Genomic DNA, 15,431 nt, shown 5'->3' on the forward strand with positions numbered 1-15,431 from the left:
CGAGCTCGCCTCAGCTCGGTGAGCCGGAAACGGGCGGCGTGCCCACGGAGGGCGCCTCGGGGAAGGGCAGGTGGGCGTTCCGGAACGGCACGAGCGCGAGCACGGCCGCGTGCGCGTAGTAGGCCACTCGGTCGATCACACCCCCGGTCAGCGGACCGACGGTGCCGGTTCGCTGCTTGCTGCCCGAGCAACCGAGGACGCGGTCCGTCGCCTCGCCGAGCTCGACGCCGGCACGCACCAGATCCGCGATCGGGGTGGGCAGGACGAACGTCGCCGTCCGGCTCTCCCCCTTGCGCAGGTGTCCGGGCTGCTCACCGTGTCCCAACACGACAATCCAGGCGAAGCACTCCAGACCGCCGTTGCGCTCGAGCACGCCCCCCTCGATCCCCACCCAGAGGTCGGCGTTGGGGTGCGCGAGGCGCGCCGCCTCGGCCCGGTTCCGGGCGCCGCGCAACGTCTCCTCGTCTCCGACGGGCTGGGCGGGCACGCCGGGGTTGACGTCAACCGTGATGGCGTCGACGTCGTCATGACCGAGCGTCACCCGCACCGCTTCGAGCGTGGCGCGGCGTTTGACCGGGTTCGTCGAGGCGATCACAACCTGAAAGGGCACGCCGCCAACCTAACCCTCGCCGTGGGGAGACCGTGCGCCCACCCACCTCGCTCACGTGACGACGCCACCCACGGATGCGAGAGCCATCGCGCGTCCCACGCGCGCCTCTGGCCTGTGCCGGGGCACTGGCGGCCCACCGTAGGCTGTTGGCGTGAGTGCCGTGGCCCCCGAGGGACGGAAGCTGCTGCGCCTGGAGGTACGCAACAGCCAGACCCCGATCGAGAAGAAGCCTCCGTGGATCAAGACCCGCGCCAGGATGGGTCCCGAGTACACCGCGCTGCGCTCGCTGGTCCAGCGCGAGCAGCTGCACACGGTGTGTCAAGAGGCGGGCTGTCCCAACATCTACGAGTGCTGGGAGGACCGCGAGGCGACGTTCCTGATCGGGGGCGACCAGTGCACCCGGCGTTGCGACTTCTGCCAGATCGACACCGGTAAGCCGAAGCAGCTCGACCTCGACGAGCCTCGCAGGGTCGCCGAGAGTGTCCGGACGATGGGCCTGCGCTACGCGACCGTCACCGGCGTCTGCCGGGACGACCTCGACGACGAGGGCGCCTGGATCTACGCCGAGACGGTTCGCCAGATCCACGCTTTGAACCCCGGCTGCGGCGTCGAGCTGTTGGCGCCGGACTTCTCCGGTCGACGTGAGCTGCTGTCGCAGGTCTTCGAGTCGCGGCCCGAGGTCTTCGCCCACAACGTCGAGACCGTCCCGCGCATCTTCCGCCGCATCCGCCCGGCGTTCCGGTACGAGCGGTCCTTGGAGGTGCTGAGGCAAGCCCGGGCGGAAGGACTGGTCACGAAGTCCAACCTGATTCTCGGCCTCGGTGAGGAACGACACGAGATCACCGCGACCATGCGCGACCTCCTTGACGCCGGCTGCGAGCTGCTGACCATCACCCAGTACCTCCGACCCTCGGTCCGGCACCACCCGGTCGCGCGGTGGGTGAAGCCGGAGGAGTTCGTCGAGCTTCGCGAGGAGGCGCTGGAGATGGGCTTCGCGGGCGTCATGTCCGGGCCGCTGGTCCGTTCCTCCTACCGCGCCGGACGCCTGTACCGCCAGGCGCTGGAGTCCCGCCGGCTCAGCGTGGCCCCTGCCACGGGCTGATCGGGGAACCACGGGCTGATCGGGGAACAACGACAGCTGACGACCGTTCACGTGAGGAAGGACGCGTACCGCACCGATGGCCAAGCGCGACACCACACCGGAGCAGAATCCTGGCCGGGTCGCCCAGGTCCGTGCCGCCTACCGTCTCACCAAGGAGGCCCAGCCGCGGATCGGGCTGATCCTGCTGGGAATCTTCCTCGCCGTCCTGGTGGTCTTCGTCGCTGTCGGACTGCTCCTCGACAGCCCCATCCTGTGGGGCCTGGTAGGCCTGCCGTTCGCTTTCCTCGTCACCGTGATCGTCTTCGGTCGCCGGGTCGAGAAGGCGGCGTACGCCCGGCTGGAGGGTCAGCTCGGAGCGGCCGCGAACGCGCTCGCCACGTTGCGTCGCGGGTGGACGGTCGACCCGGCGGTGGCGGTGACACGTAACCAGGACGTGGTCCACCGCGTCGTCGGCCGGCCCGGGATCGTCCTGGTCGGGGAAGGCGCTCCGAACCGCGTCGGTCACCTGCTCGCCAACGAGAAGCGCAAGCACGCCAGGGTCGCGCCCGAAACCCCGATCTACACCATCGTGGTCGGGGACGGCGAGGACCAGGTCCCGCTCCCCAAGCTCGCCTCCCACGTGATGAAGCTGCCGCGCAACTTGCGGCCCGCGGAGGTCACCGAGGTCCTGTTCCGGTTGAAGGCCCTGACGGCGCACCGGCAGCAGCTGCCGATCCCCAAGGGTCCGCTGCCCAAGAACATCAAGCTGCCACCGGGCGTGCCGCGTCCTCGCTGACGCCGCCGCGATCACCCTCGGCTCAGCGGGCGCGGACGAGCACGGTCCCCGCGAGCTTGTCGTGCAGTCCTCGACCGTCGGAGTCCACGACCAACGGCGGCAGCACGAGCAAGATCAGGACGGTTCGCAGGAGCGCCCGGGCCAACCCCACAGGCTGACCGTCGAGGCGGACGACGAGGAGGTGGCGCACCCGCTGGCCGATGCTCGCCCCCACGAACCCGGTCATGAGCCACACCTGCAGACCGAACAGGGCGAGGGGGAGGAAGTCCAGCGCGGTCACCGGAGCCTGCCACACCGCGTCGTCCCGGACGATGCCCAACGCCGCGAGGTTGGCGAGGAGCCAGTCGACCAGCAGCGCGGTGATGCGCGCTCCCCAGCCGGCGAGCGAGCCCCGACCGGTCTCGGGGAGACCGAGCCGTCGGCCTGCGTGGTCCTCCTCCCGGGGATCGGTGTCACCCGCTGGCTTGGTCCGACCGGGTTCACGACGCTGTGCCATGCCGTGAGGCTATCGCTCACGACCAGCCGGTCCGCGTCGTCTCTCCCCCGGCGGAGGAGGTGACTCGGCGGGGCAGCCCGGGGTAGAAGGGGTAGCGAGCGGGGCGCCAGGACGATCGGCGCTTCGCGGACCAGCGCACGGTCCGCTCCCCCGCGCCACACTGGGTGGGTAGACGCACGATTTCCGCGGAGGCTGCACCTCGGCCGTAACAAGGGCGCAACAACCGAGACACTGCCGGGAAACGGCCGCCTCCTAGCGTCGCGGAGCAGAGACACAGAGGAGGGGCCGAATGTTCCGGAGCGCCGACGAGCTGTTGGCATTCGTGCGCGACGAGGGCGTCGAGTTCATCGACGTCCGCTTCTGCGACCTGCCCGGCATCATGCAGCACTTCAACGTCCCCGCCGAGTCGTTCGACGAGGATGCCTTCACCAACGGGTTGATGTTCGACGGCTCGTCGATCCGCGGCTTCCAGGCCATCCACGAATCGGACATGAAGCTGATTCCGGACCCGGCGACCGCGTTCTTGGACCCGTTCCGGGCCAAGAAGACGCTGGCGATGAACTTCTCGATCGTGGACCCGTTCACCGACGAGCCCTACAGCCGGGACCCGCGCAACATCGCGGCGAAGGCCGAGGCCTACCTCAAGAGCAGCAACATCGCCGACACGGCGTACTTCGGGCCGGAAGCGGAGTTCTACGTCTTCGACGACGTACGGTTCGAGACCAAGCAGAACGCCGGCTACTACTACATCGACTCCATCGAAGGGGCCTGGAACACCGGTCGGGAGGAGGACGGCGGCAACAAGGGGTACAAGCCGCGGTACAAGGGCGGCTACTTCCCCGTTCCGCCGATGGACCACTTCGCCGACCTGCGTGACGAGATGGTCAAGACCTTGCGCAGCGTGGGCATCGAGGTGGAGCGGGCCCACCACGAGGTTGGCACCGCCGGTCAGGCCGAGATCAACTACAAGTTCGACTCGCTCCTCCACGCCGGCGACAAGCTCATGCTCTTCAAGTACGTCATCAAGAACGTGGCGTGGAGGGCTGGTCGCACCGCGACGTTCATGCCGAAGCCCCTCTTCGGGGACAACGGTTCCGGGATGCACTGCCACCAGAGCCTGTGGAAGGACGGGCAGCCGCTCTTCTACGACGAGCTCGGCTACGGCGGCCTGTCCGACACCGCCCGGTGGTACATCGGCGGCCTGCTCAAGCACGCGCCGAGCCTGCTGGCGTTCACCAACCCGACCGTCAACTCCTATCACCGGTTGGTGCCGGGCTTCGAGGCGCCGGTCAACCTCGTCTACAGCCAGCGGAACCGGTCGGCCGCGGTGCGGATCCCGGTCACCGGAACCAGCCCGAAGTCCAAGCGGATCGAGTTCCGAGTGCCTGACCCGTCCTGCAACCCCTACCTCGCGTTCTCCGCGATGCTGATGGCCGGCCTGGACGGCATTCGGAACAAGATCGAGCCGCCGGAGCCGATCGACAAGGACCTCTACGACCTGCCTCCGGAGGAGCACGCCCTGGTCGAGAAGGTTCCCGCCTCGTTGCCGGAGGTTCTCGACGCCCTGGAGGAGGACCACGAGTACCTGCTGGAGGGCGGGGTCTTCACCCAGGACCTGATCGAGACCTGGATCGACTGGAAGCGGACCAACGAGGTCGACCCGATCCGCCTTCGGCCGCACCCGCACGAGTTCGAGCTGTACTTCGACATCTGAGGTCGTCCCTGCTCAGAGGGTCTAGGCTCCTAGGCAGTCTTCGGGCCGTCGGCTGTCGTGTCTCGCTCGTCGAACACGCGGTCGACGGCCCGACGCGTTCTCTGCTCGGCATCAGGTGCGTAGAAGTGCGCAGCGTGAACCCGGGTCCGCGTGGCCTAGGTAACCAGACAACGTCAGCTCCTACGGCCACCACTGCTGGACTTTTCTCATAGCACGGATCAACTGGTGAATAGCTGATTCTCCACCGCAGGCCTGGATCGTCGGGATCGCTGCACGAATCAGAGCAAGGCATTCCCGCCGTCGTTTTATCCAGCAGGATCGTCGTAAGAAGCCAATGGCAATGACATCGACATCCGGTTGCCGAAAACGGCAGGCCTGCTCCAACAGTACCGAGCCAAAGTGATTCGCCCAACTCATCTCTCGAAAGAGCCCAACGAGAACGGCGGGCCGCTGGTCATCAGGCAGGTGTGGGGCCAGCGCCTCCAACGCCTCAACGCGGAAGTACTTGTCGGTGATGGCGTGGGCGGTCTCGAGCGCTTCGCGCACAACGGCGGGCCGCTGGTCACCAGGCAGGTGTGGGGCCAGCGCCGCCAACGCCCGAACGCGGTCGCCTTCGTTGGTGATGGCGTGGGCGATCTCGAGCGCCTTGCGGAGTAGCTCTTCAGACAGGTGTGGAGCCAGCGCCTCCAACGCCTCAACGCGGAAGTACTTGTCGGTGATGGCGTGGGCGGTCTCGAGCGCTTCGCGCACAATGGCGGGCCGCTGGTCATCAGATAGGCGTGGGAGAAGGGCGACGAGGGCGTTGCAGCGGATGCTTGGCTCGTGGAGCCGTCGGGCGTGGGTGAGGGCGCGGGTGGTGTCCCAGATCCCGGTCTCGACCAGGCGTTCCAAAAGAGGGATGGGGACGTTGCTCGTGATGCTGTTGATGCTGGCCGCCATCAGAACATAACGCAGCTCCAGCCCCAGAGAGGGAGCCTGTCGGCCGGCGCGGAGCCGGGCGTCGGTCTCCTGTTCGACCTGGCAGCGAGCCCGGTCCAGGTCCGTGAGGTAACGGTCGAGAGTACCGGCACGGTCATGAGCGTCGAACCACACATTCGTCGCACTGCCCGAACCGGTGGGCCGTTCGCAGGCGAGCAGCCGGTGCAGGTCCTCGATCTGCCCAGCGTGGTCCAGGTGGGCGGCGAGATGCCGCAGCGGGTAGCCGTCGTCGAGGTCCGCGAGAGCGGGATCGGCGGCCAGGGCGGCCAGCCCGGTGTCGAGTCCGCCGAAGCGGGTCAGGTAGTGGTCGGCGATCCGGGCGTGCGCGGCGTGGGTGGCGCCGGCGAAGGTAGCGGCGAGCGCGTGCAGATGATCGGGCAGGGACGTGTCAGGCTGTGTGGACAGAGTGCCGGTGAGAAACTCGCGCAGGCTGGCGTGGTAGATCGCGTACGTCCGCGGGAGTCCAGTGGCGGTCAGCAGGGGCCGGTAACGGACGTCGCACAACCGCTGAACGGCGTGGGTGTCGGGCAGGCCGGCCAGACGGGCCAAGGCTTCGGCGGGCAGCGGCTCGCGCGCTGCGGCCAGGGTGGCCAGTAGTGGCAGATGCACCTCGACCCACTGTGGGGAGTGCTGGTCAGCGCCCAGGGTCTTGGCGTAGTAGCCAGTCAAATCTGTGGGGAGATTGTCCACGTCATCGGGTCGGCGCAGACCGAGACGGATCTCACGCAGCACGTAGCGTAGGTACACCCACACGCCCCGGCAACGCTCAGCCAGCGCCTCGGTGAACTCCGCCGCGGGCACGCCGCACTCGGCCAGCCTGCCCGCCAATCTCTCCTCGGCGACGGCCTGGTTCAGAAAGCGCCGCACGTCGGCGTGATTGCGGGGATCGTCAGCGCGCAGCCGCAGCGTCGTGGAGTCCACCTCCGGTTCCCCGGGCGGGATGCCGGTTCGGTATGTCGCGACGACCCGGTTGTGGCTGTCTCGGATGGTGATCCGCCCGACCGTGTCCCGCACGCTGTCGGTGAAGAAGTCCCAGCCGAAGGCGGCATGGCCGGACCAGTCGGTCACCGGGAGGCTGGCGGTGCCGGCGTGCAGGGTGAGGCCGGCCGAGGCGGAGGCGCCAGGGGTGTTCGCCGGCCCGACCGTGAACCGCACACTTGATCGACCGTGTGTCGGGTAGCCGACCCGGACAGCGCTGTCGACCTGTGGCAGGGAGACCGTGAGGCCCGCCAGGTCAGCGTCGGTCTCGAAGTCCTGGAAGACACCAGCCGGGGCCGCCTCGGCCGGCGGACTGAGCACGGTGCCGCTGAGGGCCAACGCTCCGGTCAGGAGAAGACCGGCCAGGCGGGCGGACGTGCCAGCGCGCATGAGCTCCTCCGCCCCTTGGGAGAAATCGGGCGAGTCTTCGGTCGCGACCGCAAGTTCGGCGATTTGCCCTGTCAAGCGCTCGCCCCAAGCGGTCGCGACCAAGGTCGGCACGCGGACAGGGATCGCCGCTCGATCCGTGCTGACCTGTCCCCCGCCTGTCCCCCGGGCCGTGGTCGCGCGAGGTCGATCCTGGGCGATACCGTGGCGGCCATGGTGATCCCGTACGGCCCGTACGAACTGGACGACGACCCCACACGCATCGACCTCGACGCCGTCTGGTCCTTCCTGTCGACCGAGGCGTACTGGGGCCGTTGGCGTCAGCGCGAGCACGTCGAGCGGCAGGTGGCCAACGCCTGGCGGGTGGTCGGCGGCTACGACCGGGCCAGCGGTCGGATGGTGGCGTTCGCCCGAGCTGTGTCGGATGGCGTGGCCTTCGCGTACCTCGCGGACGTCTTCGTCGTCCCGGAAGCCCGGGGGAAGGGTCTCGGCAAGGAGCTGGTGCGGGTCATGATCGAGTGCGGGCCCGGTGCGGCCTTCCGGTGGACGCTCCACACGAAGGACGCGCACGGCCTCTACAAGCGGTTCGGCTTCGGTCCGCCCGACCCCACGTTCATGGAGCGCCCGGCCCAGCTGGGACGGTGACGGCGAGCGATCACGCGGGTCCATGATCGAGGGGCCGCGTTGCCGGGCCACACGGCCTCGTTGTATCGTCATGGCCATGCTTTGGCGCTATTGGTTTAGCAGGCCGGCCCTGGGTGGGACCGGCGGCGGCCAGTTGCGCTGATCTGAGGACCACCCAGAGCCGGCTAGGCAGCGGTCCGAACGGGCCACTGCCTTTTTTGTTGCCCATCGGCGAGCCGGCCCGGGTGGAACGGGACGGCTCCCGGACCGAAAGGAAGAAGCCGCCCGTGACATCGACACCACAGCTCGCGACCTCGACCCGCGACCTGCGTATCCTCCGAACCAGACCGCTCCTGCCTCCGGCACTGCTTCGGGAGGAGCTCCCGCTCGACGACAAGCGAGCGGAGGTCGTCGTCCGTGGACGACGCGAGGTCTCGGCGATCCTGGCCGGAGAGGACGACCGGCTCATCGTCATCGTGGGCCCCTGCTCGATTCACGACCCGAAGGCGGCGCTGGACTACGCCCAACGCCTCGCCGCGCTCGTCCCCGAGCTGGAGGACGACCTGTGCGTCGTCATGCGGGTGTACTTCGAGAAGCCGCGGACGACTCTTGGCTGGAAGGGGCTCATCAACGACCCCGACCTGGACGGCAGCTGCAACGTCAACAAGGGGCTGCGCACCGCCCGCAAGGTGCTGCTCGACGTCCTCGACCTCGGGCTGCCGGCCGGCTGCGAGTTCCTCGACCCGATCATCCCCCAGTACCTCGCCGACACCGTCAGCTGGGCCGCGATCGGCGCGCGGACGTCCGAGAGCCAGGTGCACCGGAACCTGGCCAGCGGGCTGTCGATGCCGGTCGGCTTCAAGAACCTCACCAGCGGCGACGTGCAGGGCGCGGTCGACGCGGTGCGCGCCGCAGCGGTCAGCCACGTCTTCACCGGCATCACCGACGACGGTGTCGCCGCGATCCTCACCACCAGCGGCAACCCGGACTGCCACGTGATCCTGCGTGGCGGCCACAGCGGTCCGAACTACGACGCCGAGAGCGTCGCCGACGCGCTGCTGCGGCTGGAGAAGGCCGGTCTTCCGCGACGGCTGATCGTCGACGCGAGCCACGGGAACAGCCGCAAGGACCACCTGCGCCAGCCACTGGTCGCCGAGGACGTCGCCCAGCAGGTGGCCGGTGGCCAGCGTGGTGTGGTGGGGGTGATGCTGGAGAGCTTCCTCCAGCCAGGTCGGCAGGACCTGGTCGAGGGCGAGGCTCACAAGCTGACCTACGGCTTGAGCATCACCGACGCCTGCATGGGCTGGGAGGTGACCGCGGACGTCCTGCGTGGGCTGGCGCGTGCTGCCCGGGCCCGGCGCTCGACGATCGCCGGAACCACGCACTCGTGACGACGATCGCCGACGACCACCAGGGGTGGCGCGCCCCCGGCCTGCGCCACCCCTCACGCGGCGAGGCCGCGGGGCGGCGGCTCACACCTGGAACAGCCGCTCGACGACGGCGCGAGCGCGACGAGTGACGCGACGGTAGTCCTCGACGAACCGGCTCGACTCCAGCGGCCCGTACCCCAAGATCCTCGACACCGCCGCCAGGTCCCGCGCATCGCGCGGCAAGGAGTCCGACGGCCGGCCGCGGACGAGCATCACCGCGTTGCGCGTTCGGGTGGCCATGCGCCAGGCCGCGAGGAGGGACTGCGTGTCCTTCGGCTCGACCAGACCCGCCTCGGTCGCCGCACGCAGCGCCTCGACCGTCCGCGTCGTCCGCAGCTGCGGGACCGCGCCCGCGTGACGCAGCTGGAGGAGCTGGACGGTCCACTCGATGTCGGCGAGACCACCGCGACCGAGCTTGGTATGGGTGGTGGGGTCCGCTCCGCGGGGCAGCCGTTCGGCGTCCACCCGCGCCTTGATCCGGAGGATCTCGCGGACGTCACGCTCGGACAGCCCTGAGGCGGGCCAGCGGATCGGGTCGACGAGCTCGACGAAGCCTCGCAAGAGTTCTGGGTCCCCGCACAACGGCTCCGCCCGGAGCAGGGCCTGGGCTTCCCACACGTGCGACCAACGCTCGTAGTAGGCGCTGAACGACGAGAGCGTCCTCACCAGGGGGCCTTGCCGGCCCTCCGGCCGCAGCGCGACGTCGACCTCCAGGGCCGGGTCCGGTCCGGGGAGCCCGAGGAGCCGGCGCAGCTCCGCGACGACCGCGGTCGCCGCCCCCGCCGCCTCGTGCTCGTCGACTCCCTCGAGAGGCTCGTGGACGACGACCACGTCGGCGTCGCTGACGTAGCTCATCTCGTGCCCGCCGAACCTGCCCATCGCCACGATCGCCAGACGTGTCGGCAGGGTGCGCCGGCGTTCGGCCTCGATCGCACGCACGGCCACCGACAGTCCGCCGGTCACGGTGGCCGCCGCGATCGCCGTGAGCGCCTCCCCCACCCTGTCGACGTCGAGAAGACCGAGCAGGTCCGCGGCCGCGACCCGGAACAGCTCCCGCCTGCGGATGGCGCGAATGGCAGCGATCGCGTTCGCTTGGTCGTCATGCCGACGAGCCGCGGCGAGCATCTCCGCCTCGATCTGCTCCCGGTCGCGCGGCTCGAGGGAAGCGTCGTCGCCCAAGATCGCGACCGCCTCCGGCGCTCGGAGGAGCAGGTCGACGATGAACCGACTCGACGCCAGCAGGCGGGCCATCCGCTCAGCGGTGACACCCTCGTCCCGAAGCAGTCGGAGGTACCACGGCGTGGTTCCGAGCGCCTCGGAGACCTGGCGGAACGCCAAGAGTCCAGCGTCGGGGTCGGGGGCGTCGGCGAACCAGCCCAGCATCACCGGCAGCAACGTGCGCTGGATGGCCGCTCGCCGCGACACCCCGGCGGTCAAGGCCTCGATGTGCCGGAGGGCCGCCGCCGGGTCGGCGTACCCGAGTGCGGTGAGTCGCGCCTCCGCGGCCTCCGGGGTAAGCCGTGCGTCGTCACCTGGAATGCGAGCGACGGCCGCGAGCAGCGGACGGTAGAAGAGCTTCTCGTGCAGTCGCCGGATCTGCCGTTGGTGCTGTCGCCACTGCTGGAGAAGCTCCTCGACGGGGTCGGACCACAAGCCAAGCGAGCGTCCGAGGGCTCGTAGCGCTCGTTCGTCGACCGGTAGCAGATGCGTTCGTCGCAGCCGAGCGAGCTGAATCCGATGCTCGAGGGTGCGCACGAACCGGTAGGCGTCGGTGAGCGCGGCACCGTCGCGCCGTCCGACGTACCCGCCTTCGGTCAGCGCCTCCAAGGCGCGCAAGGTCGACGGGATCCGCAAGCTCGGGTCGGAGCGTCCGTGCACCAGCTGCAACAGCTGGACGGCGAACTCGACGTCCCGCAGCCCACCCGGGCCGAGCTTGAGCTGGCGATCGAGCTCCTGGGCGGGGATGTGGTCCAGGACCCGGCGCCGCATCGCCTGGACGTCCTCGACGAAGTTCGGTCGGTCCGCGGCCTTCCACACCAAGGGGGTGACGGCTGCGAGGTAGGCCTCGCCGAGCTCCTTGTCCCCGGCGATGGGGCGCGCCTTGAGCAGGGCTTGGAACTCCCAGGTCTTGGCCCAGCGCCGGTAGTAGGCGAGGTGGCTGGCCACGGTTCGCACGAGCGGGCCGGCCCGTCCTTCGGGACGCAAGGCGGCGTCCACCGGCCACAAGGTGCCTTCGGCGGTGTGCTCGGAGCAGATCCGCATCAGGTGCGAGGCGAGCTGCGTGGCCGTCCGTAACGCGGCCGCCTCACGGTCGCGATCGCCACTGGTGTCGCCGACCGGCTCGGCGACGAACAGGACGTCGACGTCGCTGACGTAGTTGAGCTCCCGAGCGCCGCACTTGCCCATGCCGATGACGGCGAACCGACACGGTTCCGCGCTGGCGGGGAGTCGGGCCCGCGCGATGGCGAGCGCCGCCTCCAACGCGCCCGCCGCGAGGTCGGCCAGCTCGGCGGCCACGTCGTCGACGATCACCTCGCCACACAGGTCGCGTGCGGCGAGCCGGAGCAGAAGCTTGCGGTAGGCGATCCGCAAGGCGTCGACGGCCGCCGGACCGCCGTCGGTCGCGGTCGGTTCGGCCGCCCTCGGATCGGCACCGACCGCACGGAGAAGCTCGTCGCGTAGTGCCCACGCGGCCGGGCGCACCGCGCCGAGGGCTGGATCGGCCAGCTCGAAGCAGTGCTGAGGATGCCGGACGAGATGCTGGGCCAGGCCGGTGCTGGCGCCGAGCACCTTCAGCAGTCGTCCCCGGAACGCCGCGTCCGCGACCAGCGCCGACTCCAGGCCCTCCCGATCGGAGGCGGCCTGGAGAACCGCGAGGAGGTAGTCCACCGCCTGGTCGGGGTCCGCGGCTTCCGCCGCCGCTTCGACCACCGGGCGGGCATCGACACGAAGGTCCGCCAGGGACGTGCGCGCTCGCTCGGAGTCGGAGAAGCCCAACCGGGCCAAGTCCGCCGCGCTCGGAGTGGTGTCGCTCGACGTGGTGCTGCTCGGAGTGGAGCGGGCGTCCGTCACCGACTCGACCTCCTTCCACCGAGCGCTGCACCACCCACCGAGCGCCGCACCACTCACAGTACGGCAGCCGTGTCGTCCGATCGTGGCGACCGGGGCCGGTCGCACGCCGTGGAAAAAGTCCGCCGGCACGCCGAAAGCGGTAACTTTGCTCCAACCAGTCCACGCGGGAGGTCCGTGATGAGTCGACGCACACTGGCGGCGGTCACCACTGTCGGCGCCCTCCTCGCCGGCACTCTGGCGTTCACCACACCTGCCACGTCCCACCCGGCCCACGCGGCCGACGACGCCCGACCGACCGAGACGCAGTGGCGCAGCTTGTGGGTCGACTCGTTCCGGCCCTCCATCTACACCCCGGAGAACGTCGACAAGCTGGTGGCCGACGCCAAGGCGCTCCGCGTCAACGCGCTCATCGTCCAGGTCGGCCGGTGGATGGACTGCTTCTGCAACCGCTCGACCTTCCCCCGGACGCACGTGGCCATCGACCCGGACTTCGACCCGCTGGAGTACGTCGTGGAGAAGGCCCACGCGGCCGGCATCGAGGTCCACGCCTGGGTCAACGCCACGCCGCTGTGGAACGCCGCCTCCCCGCCGCCCTCACCGGACCACATCTTCCACACCCACGGTGAGACCGCGACCGGTGACGACCGTTGGCTCAACAAGCGCCACGACGGCACCGAGCGAGTCGGAAACATGCTGCTCCTCGACCCGGCCAACCCCGCCGCGGTCGACTACCTCGTCGACGGCATCGCCAGCATCGTCCGGGAGTACGACGTCGACGGCATCAACCTCGACTACATCCGCTACCCCGACTACAACTCCACCACCGAGCACAGTGACTGGGGCTACTCCGACGTCTCGCTACGACGCTTCGCCGCGGCCACCGGCCGCACCGACGTTCCGGAGCCGGATGACCCGCAGTTCAGCGATTGGCGGCGCGAGCAGGTCACCCAGCTCGTCCGCAAGATCTACCTGACGATGTACGACATCGACCCGCGGGCGCGGCTGTCCATCAACGGCATCACCTACGGGTTCGGCCCGCAGAGCGTCGGAGGGTGGGAGCGCACCCGCACCTACGCGGAGGTTCTCCAGGACTGGAAGGGCTGGCTCGCCGAGGGCATCATCGACACCAACGTCGCGATGAACTACAAGCGCGAGTTCCTGCCGGACCAGTACCAGATGTTCCGCGAGTGGAACGAGGTCCTCGCCGACTGGCAGTACGGTCGCCACAACGTCGTCGGTCCCGCCCTCTACCTCAACTCCGTCGAGGACAGCGTCCGGCAGGCGCGAGCGGCATTGGCGCGGACCTCCGCCGGCAACCGGGTCGCCGGCTGGAGCGGCTACTCCTACGCCGTCCCGAGCGCGACCGCCGACGCCGACCCCAGCCTCGCCGACGCCGAGCGCGCCGCGCTCACCACCGCGCTGACCGCCGAGGACCCCGACGGAGCGACGCCGTTGTTCGCTCGACCGGCCAAGGTTCCGCCGATGACCTGGAAGATCCGGCCGACCAAGGGCCACATCACCGGTGAGCTCGTCGCGGCCGACGGCACGCCCGCGGACCAGGTGGAGGTGTCGCTCACCCGCCCCGGGACTGGCACGGTCGTCGCGACCAAGCGGACCGACGGCTCGGGTTGGTTCGGTTTCGTCGACGTCCGGCCCGGCCGCTGGACGGTCACCGCGACCCTGCCGGATGGCGCCACGTCCGTCGCGACGGTGACCGTCCAGCCGGGCCGCATCGCAACCGCGACGTTCTCGCCGCGCTGAGTCGTCGCTGACGCGGCCGCGGGTGGGCATGCCCACCCGCGGCCGCGTCAGCTTCGACCGTCATGACGCGCCGGTTGTTCTCCGCCCCCATGCCGGCTGGGTCTTCTCAGCGCCCGTTGAGTCCCGGCGTCGGCTGGTCTCCATGCCGGCGGACCTACATGACGGGCAGCATCCGGGACAGCTCGTACGGCGTGATCTGCCGACGGTACTCGGCCCACTCCGACCGCTTGTTGCGCAGGAAGAAGTCGAACACCTGCTCCCCCAGCGTCTCGGCGACGAGCTCACTGCGCTCCATGAGCCGAATCGCCTCGTCGAGGTTCTGTGGGAGTGGGTCGATCCCGAGCGCGCGCCGCTCCCCCTCGGTGAGCGACCACACGTCGTCCTCAGCGCCCGGCGGCAGCTCGTAGCCTTCCTCGATGCCCTTCAACCCGGCCGCGAGGATGACCGCATAGGCCAGGTAGGGGTTGGCGGCCGAATCCAGGGACCGGAACTCGATCCGCGTCGACTGACCCTTCTGCGGCTTGTACATCGGCACCCGCACCAGCGCGGAGCGGTTGTTGTGGCCCCAGCAGATATAGGCCGGCGCTTCACCGCCGCCCCAGAGACGCTTGTAGGAATTGACCCACTGGCAGGTGACGGCGGTGATCTCAGCCGCGTGCCGGAGCAAACCCGCGATGAACGACCGCGCCAGCTTCGACAGGTGGTATTCCGCCCCGGCGTCGTAGAAGGCGTTGCGGTCGCCTTCGAACAGGGACATGTGCGTGTGCATGGCGGAGCCCGGCCATTGCGCGAATGGCTTGGGCATGAACGACGCGTAGAGTCCTTGGGTGAGCGCGACCTCCTTGACGACCACCCGGAACGTCATGATGTTGTCGGCGGTGGTCAACGCGTCGGCGTAACGCAGGTCGATCTCCTGCTGGCCGGGAGCGCCTTCGTGGTGGCTGAACTCCACCGAGATTCCCATCGACTCCAGCATCGTGATGGCTTCCCGGCGGAAATCCTGGCTCCTGCCGTGCGGGGTGTGGTCGAAGTAGCCGCTGTGGTCGATGGGCACAGGCGACTCACCCTCCTCCGGCAGCTTCTTGAACAGGAAGAACTCGATCTCCGGATGGGTGTAGAAGGTGAAACCGAGGTCAGCCGCTTTGCCCAACGCCCGCTTCAGGACGTACCGGGGGTCGGCGTACGACGGTGATCCGTCCGGCATGAGGATGTCGCAGAACATTCGCGCCGTGCTCGGCGAGTGACCTCGCCACGGCAGGATCTGGAAGGTCGACGGGTCGGGCTTGGCGAGCATGTCCGCCTCGTACACGCGTGCGAAGCCCTCGATCGACGAGCCGTCGAAACCGATGCCCTCGGAGAAGGCGTTCTCCAGCTCCGCAGGCGCGACGGCGACGGACTTCAAGAAGCCCAGCACGTCGGTGAACCACAGTCGGACGAATCGCACATCCCGTTCTTCGATAGTGCGGAGGACGAACTCTTGCTGTTTGTCCACTGGTCCCATCTC

At 69.3% G+C, this 15,431-nt stretch carries 11 protein-coding genes; 6 read left to right on the forward strand and 5 right to left on the reverse strand.

The annotated features are described in order from the left end of the window. Window positions 1-10 precede the first annotated feature (10 nt). Window positions 11-610 (reverse strand): inosine/xanthosine triphosphatase, encoded by a 600-nt coding sequence (gene yjjX, locus DFJ64_RS01535; protein WP_115848817.1) that lies wholly within the window; start codon window positions 608-610, stop codon window positions 11-13. Window positions 611-761: 151 nt separating this feature from the next. Here yjjX and lipA point away from each other — a divergent pair, with 151 nt between their 5' ends. Further along, window positions 762-1,712 (forward strand): lipoyl synthase, encoded by a 951-nt coding sequence (gene lipA, locus DFJ64_RS01540; protein WP_115848818.1) that lies wholly within the window; start codon window positions 762-764, stop codon window positions 1,710-1,712. Between the two features lie 76 nt (window positions 1,713-1,788). Then, complete coding sequence (locus DFJ64_RS01545; RefSeq protein ID WP_115848819.1) at window positions 1,789-2,487, forward strand: DUF4191 domain-containing protein; 699 nt, start codon at window positions 1,789-1,791, stop codon at window positions 2,485-2,487. A gap of 22 nt (window positions 2,488-2,509) precedes the next feature. Here DFJ64_RS01545 and DFJ64_RS01550 read toward each other — a convergent pair whose 3' ends face one another. Then, a complete protein-coding gene (locus DFJ64_RS01550) occupies window positions 2,510-2,983 on the reverse strand; it encodes an RDD family protein (RefSeq protein WP_115848820.1) in 474 nt (157 codons plus the stop codon). A 289-nt stretch (window positions 2,984-3,272) separates the two neighbouring features. Between DFJ64_RS01550 and glnA the strand changes: the two genes are divergently transcribed. Further along, a complete protein-coding gene (gene glnA / locus DFJ64_RS01555; protein WP_115848821.1) occupies window positions 3,273-4,697 on the forward strand; it encodes a type I glutamate--ammonia ligase in 1,425 nt (474 codons plus the stop codon). Window positions 4,698-4,877: 180 nt separating this feature from the next. On the opposite strand, the gene DFJ64_RS01560 is transcribed toward glnA, so the two are convergent. Then, the gene (locus tag DFJ64_RS01560; RefSeq protein ID WP_147304561.1) at window positions 4,878-6,743 is read right to left on the reverse strand and encodes a hypothetical protein; all 1,866 of its coding nucleotides are present in this window, start codon (window positions 6,741-6,743) and stop codon (window positions 4,878-4,880) included. Window positions 6,744-7,253: 510 nt separating this feature from the next. Between DFJ64_RS01560 and DFJ64_RS01565 the strand changes: the two genes are divergently transcribed. Both DFJ64_RS01565 and DFJ64_RS01570 read left to right on the forward strand, forming a co-directional pair. Next, window positions 7,254-7,685, forward strand: coding sequence for a GNAT family N-acetyltransferase (locus tag DFJ64_RS01565; protein ID WP_115848823.1), 432 nt, complete (start codon window positions 7,254-7,256; stop codon window positions 7,683-7,685). A gap of 266 nt (window positions 7,686-7,951) precedes the next feature. Further along, window positions 7,952-9,055, forward strand: coding sequence for a 3-deoxy-7-phosphoheptulonate synthase (locus tag DFJ64_RS01570; RefSeq protein WP_115848824.1), 1,104 nt, complete (start codon window positions 7,952-7,954; stop codon window positions 9,053-9,055). An 81-nt stretch (window positions 9,056-9,136) separates the two neighbouring features. Here the strand turns inward: DFJ64_RS01570 and DFJ64_RS01575 are convergent, their stop codons facing one another. Next, the gene (locus DFJ64_RS01575) at window positions 9,137-12,166 is read right to left on the reverse strand and encodes a bifunctional [glutamine synthetase] adenylyltransferase/[glutamine synthetase]-adenylyl-L-tyrosine phosphorylase (RefSeq protein WP_115851733.1); all 3,030 of its coding nucleotides are present in this window, start codon (window positions 12,164-12,166) and stop codon (window positions 9,137-9,139) included. Window positions 12,167-12,343: 177 nt separating this feature from the next. Here DFJ64_RS01575 and DFJ64_RS01580 point away from each other — a divergent pair, with 177 nt between their 5' ends. Continuing rightward, window positions 12,344-13,927, forward strand: a complete 1,584-nt coding sequence (locus DFJ64_RS01580) for a glycoside hydrolase family 10-like protein (RefSeq protein ID WP_115848825.1) — start codon at window positions 12,344-12,346, stop codon at window positions 13,925-13,927. Window positions 13,928-14,081: 154 nt separating this feature from the next. Here the strand turns inward: DFJ64_RS01580 and DFJ64_RS01585 are convergent, their stop codons facing one another. Then, window positions 14,082-15,419, reverse strand: coding sequence for a glutamine synthetase family protein (locus tag DFJ64_RS01585; protein ID WP_115851734.1), 1,338 nt, complete (start codon window positions 15,417-15,419; stop codon window positions 14,082-14,084). Window positions 15,420-15,431: the final 12 nt, after the last annotated feature.

The sequence above is a fragment of the Thermasporomyces composti genome, from assembly GCF_003386795.1.
GTDB classification, from domain to species: Bacteria; Actinomycetota; Actinomycetes; order Propionibacteriales; family Actinopolymorphaceae; genus Thermasporomyces; species Thermasporomyces composti.

What these genes read in the sequence shown, in the direction of transcription:
- DFJ64_RS01580 (WP_115848825.1), top strand. Translation starts at nt 12,344, where the DNA reads ATGAGTCGACGCACACTGGCGGCGGTCACCACTGTCGGCGCCCTCCTC.
- glnA (WP_115848821.1), top strand. Translation starts at nt 3,273, where the DNA reads ATGTTCCGGAGCGCCGACGAGCTGTTGGCATTCGTGCGCGACGAGGGC.
- DFJ64_RS01550 (WP_115848820.1), bottom strand. Translation starts at nt 2,983, where the DNA reads ATGGCACAGCGTCGTGAACCCGGTCGGACCAAGCCAGCGGGTGACACC.
- DFJ64_RS01565 (WP_115848823.1), top strand. Translation starts at nt 7,254, where the DNA reads ATGGTGATCCCGTACGGCCCGTACGAACTGGACGACGACCCCACACGC.
- DFJ64_RS01545 (WP_115848819.1), top strand. Translation starts at nt 1,789, where the DNA reads ATGGCCAAGCGCGACACCACACCGGAGCAGAATCCTGGCCGGGTCGCC.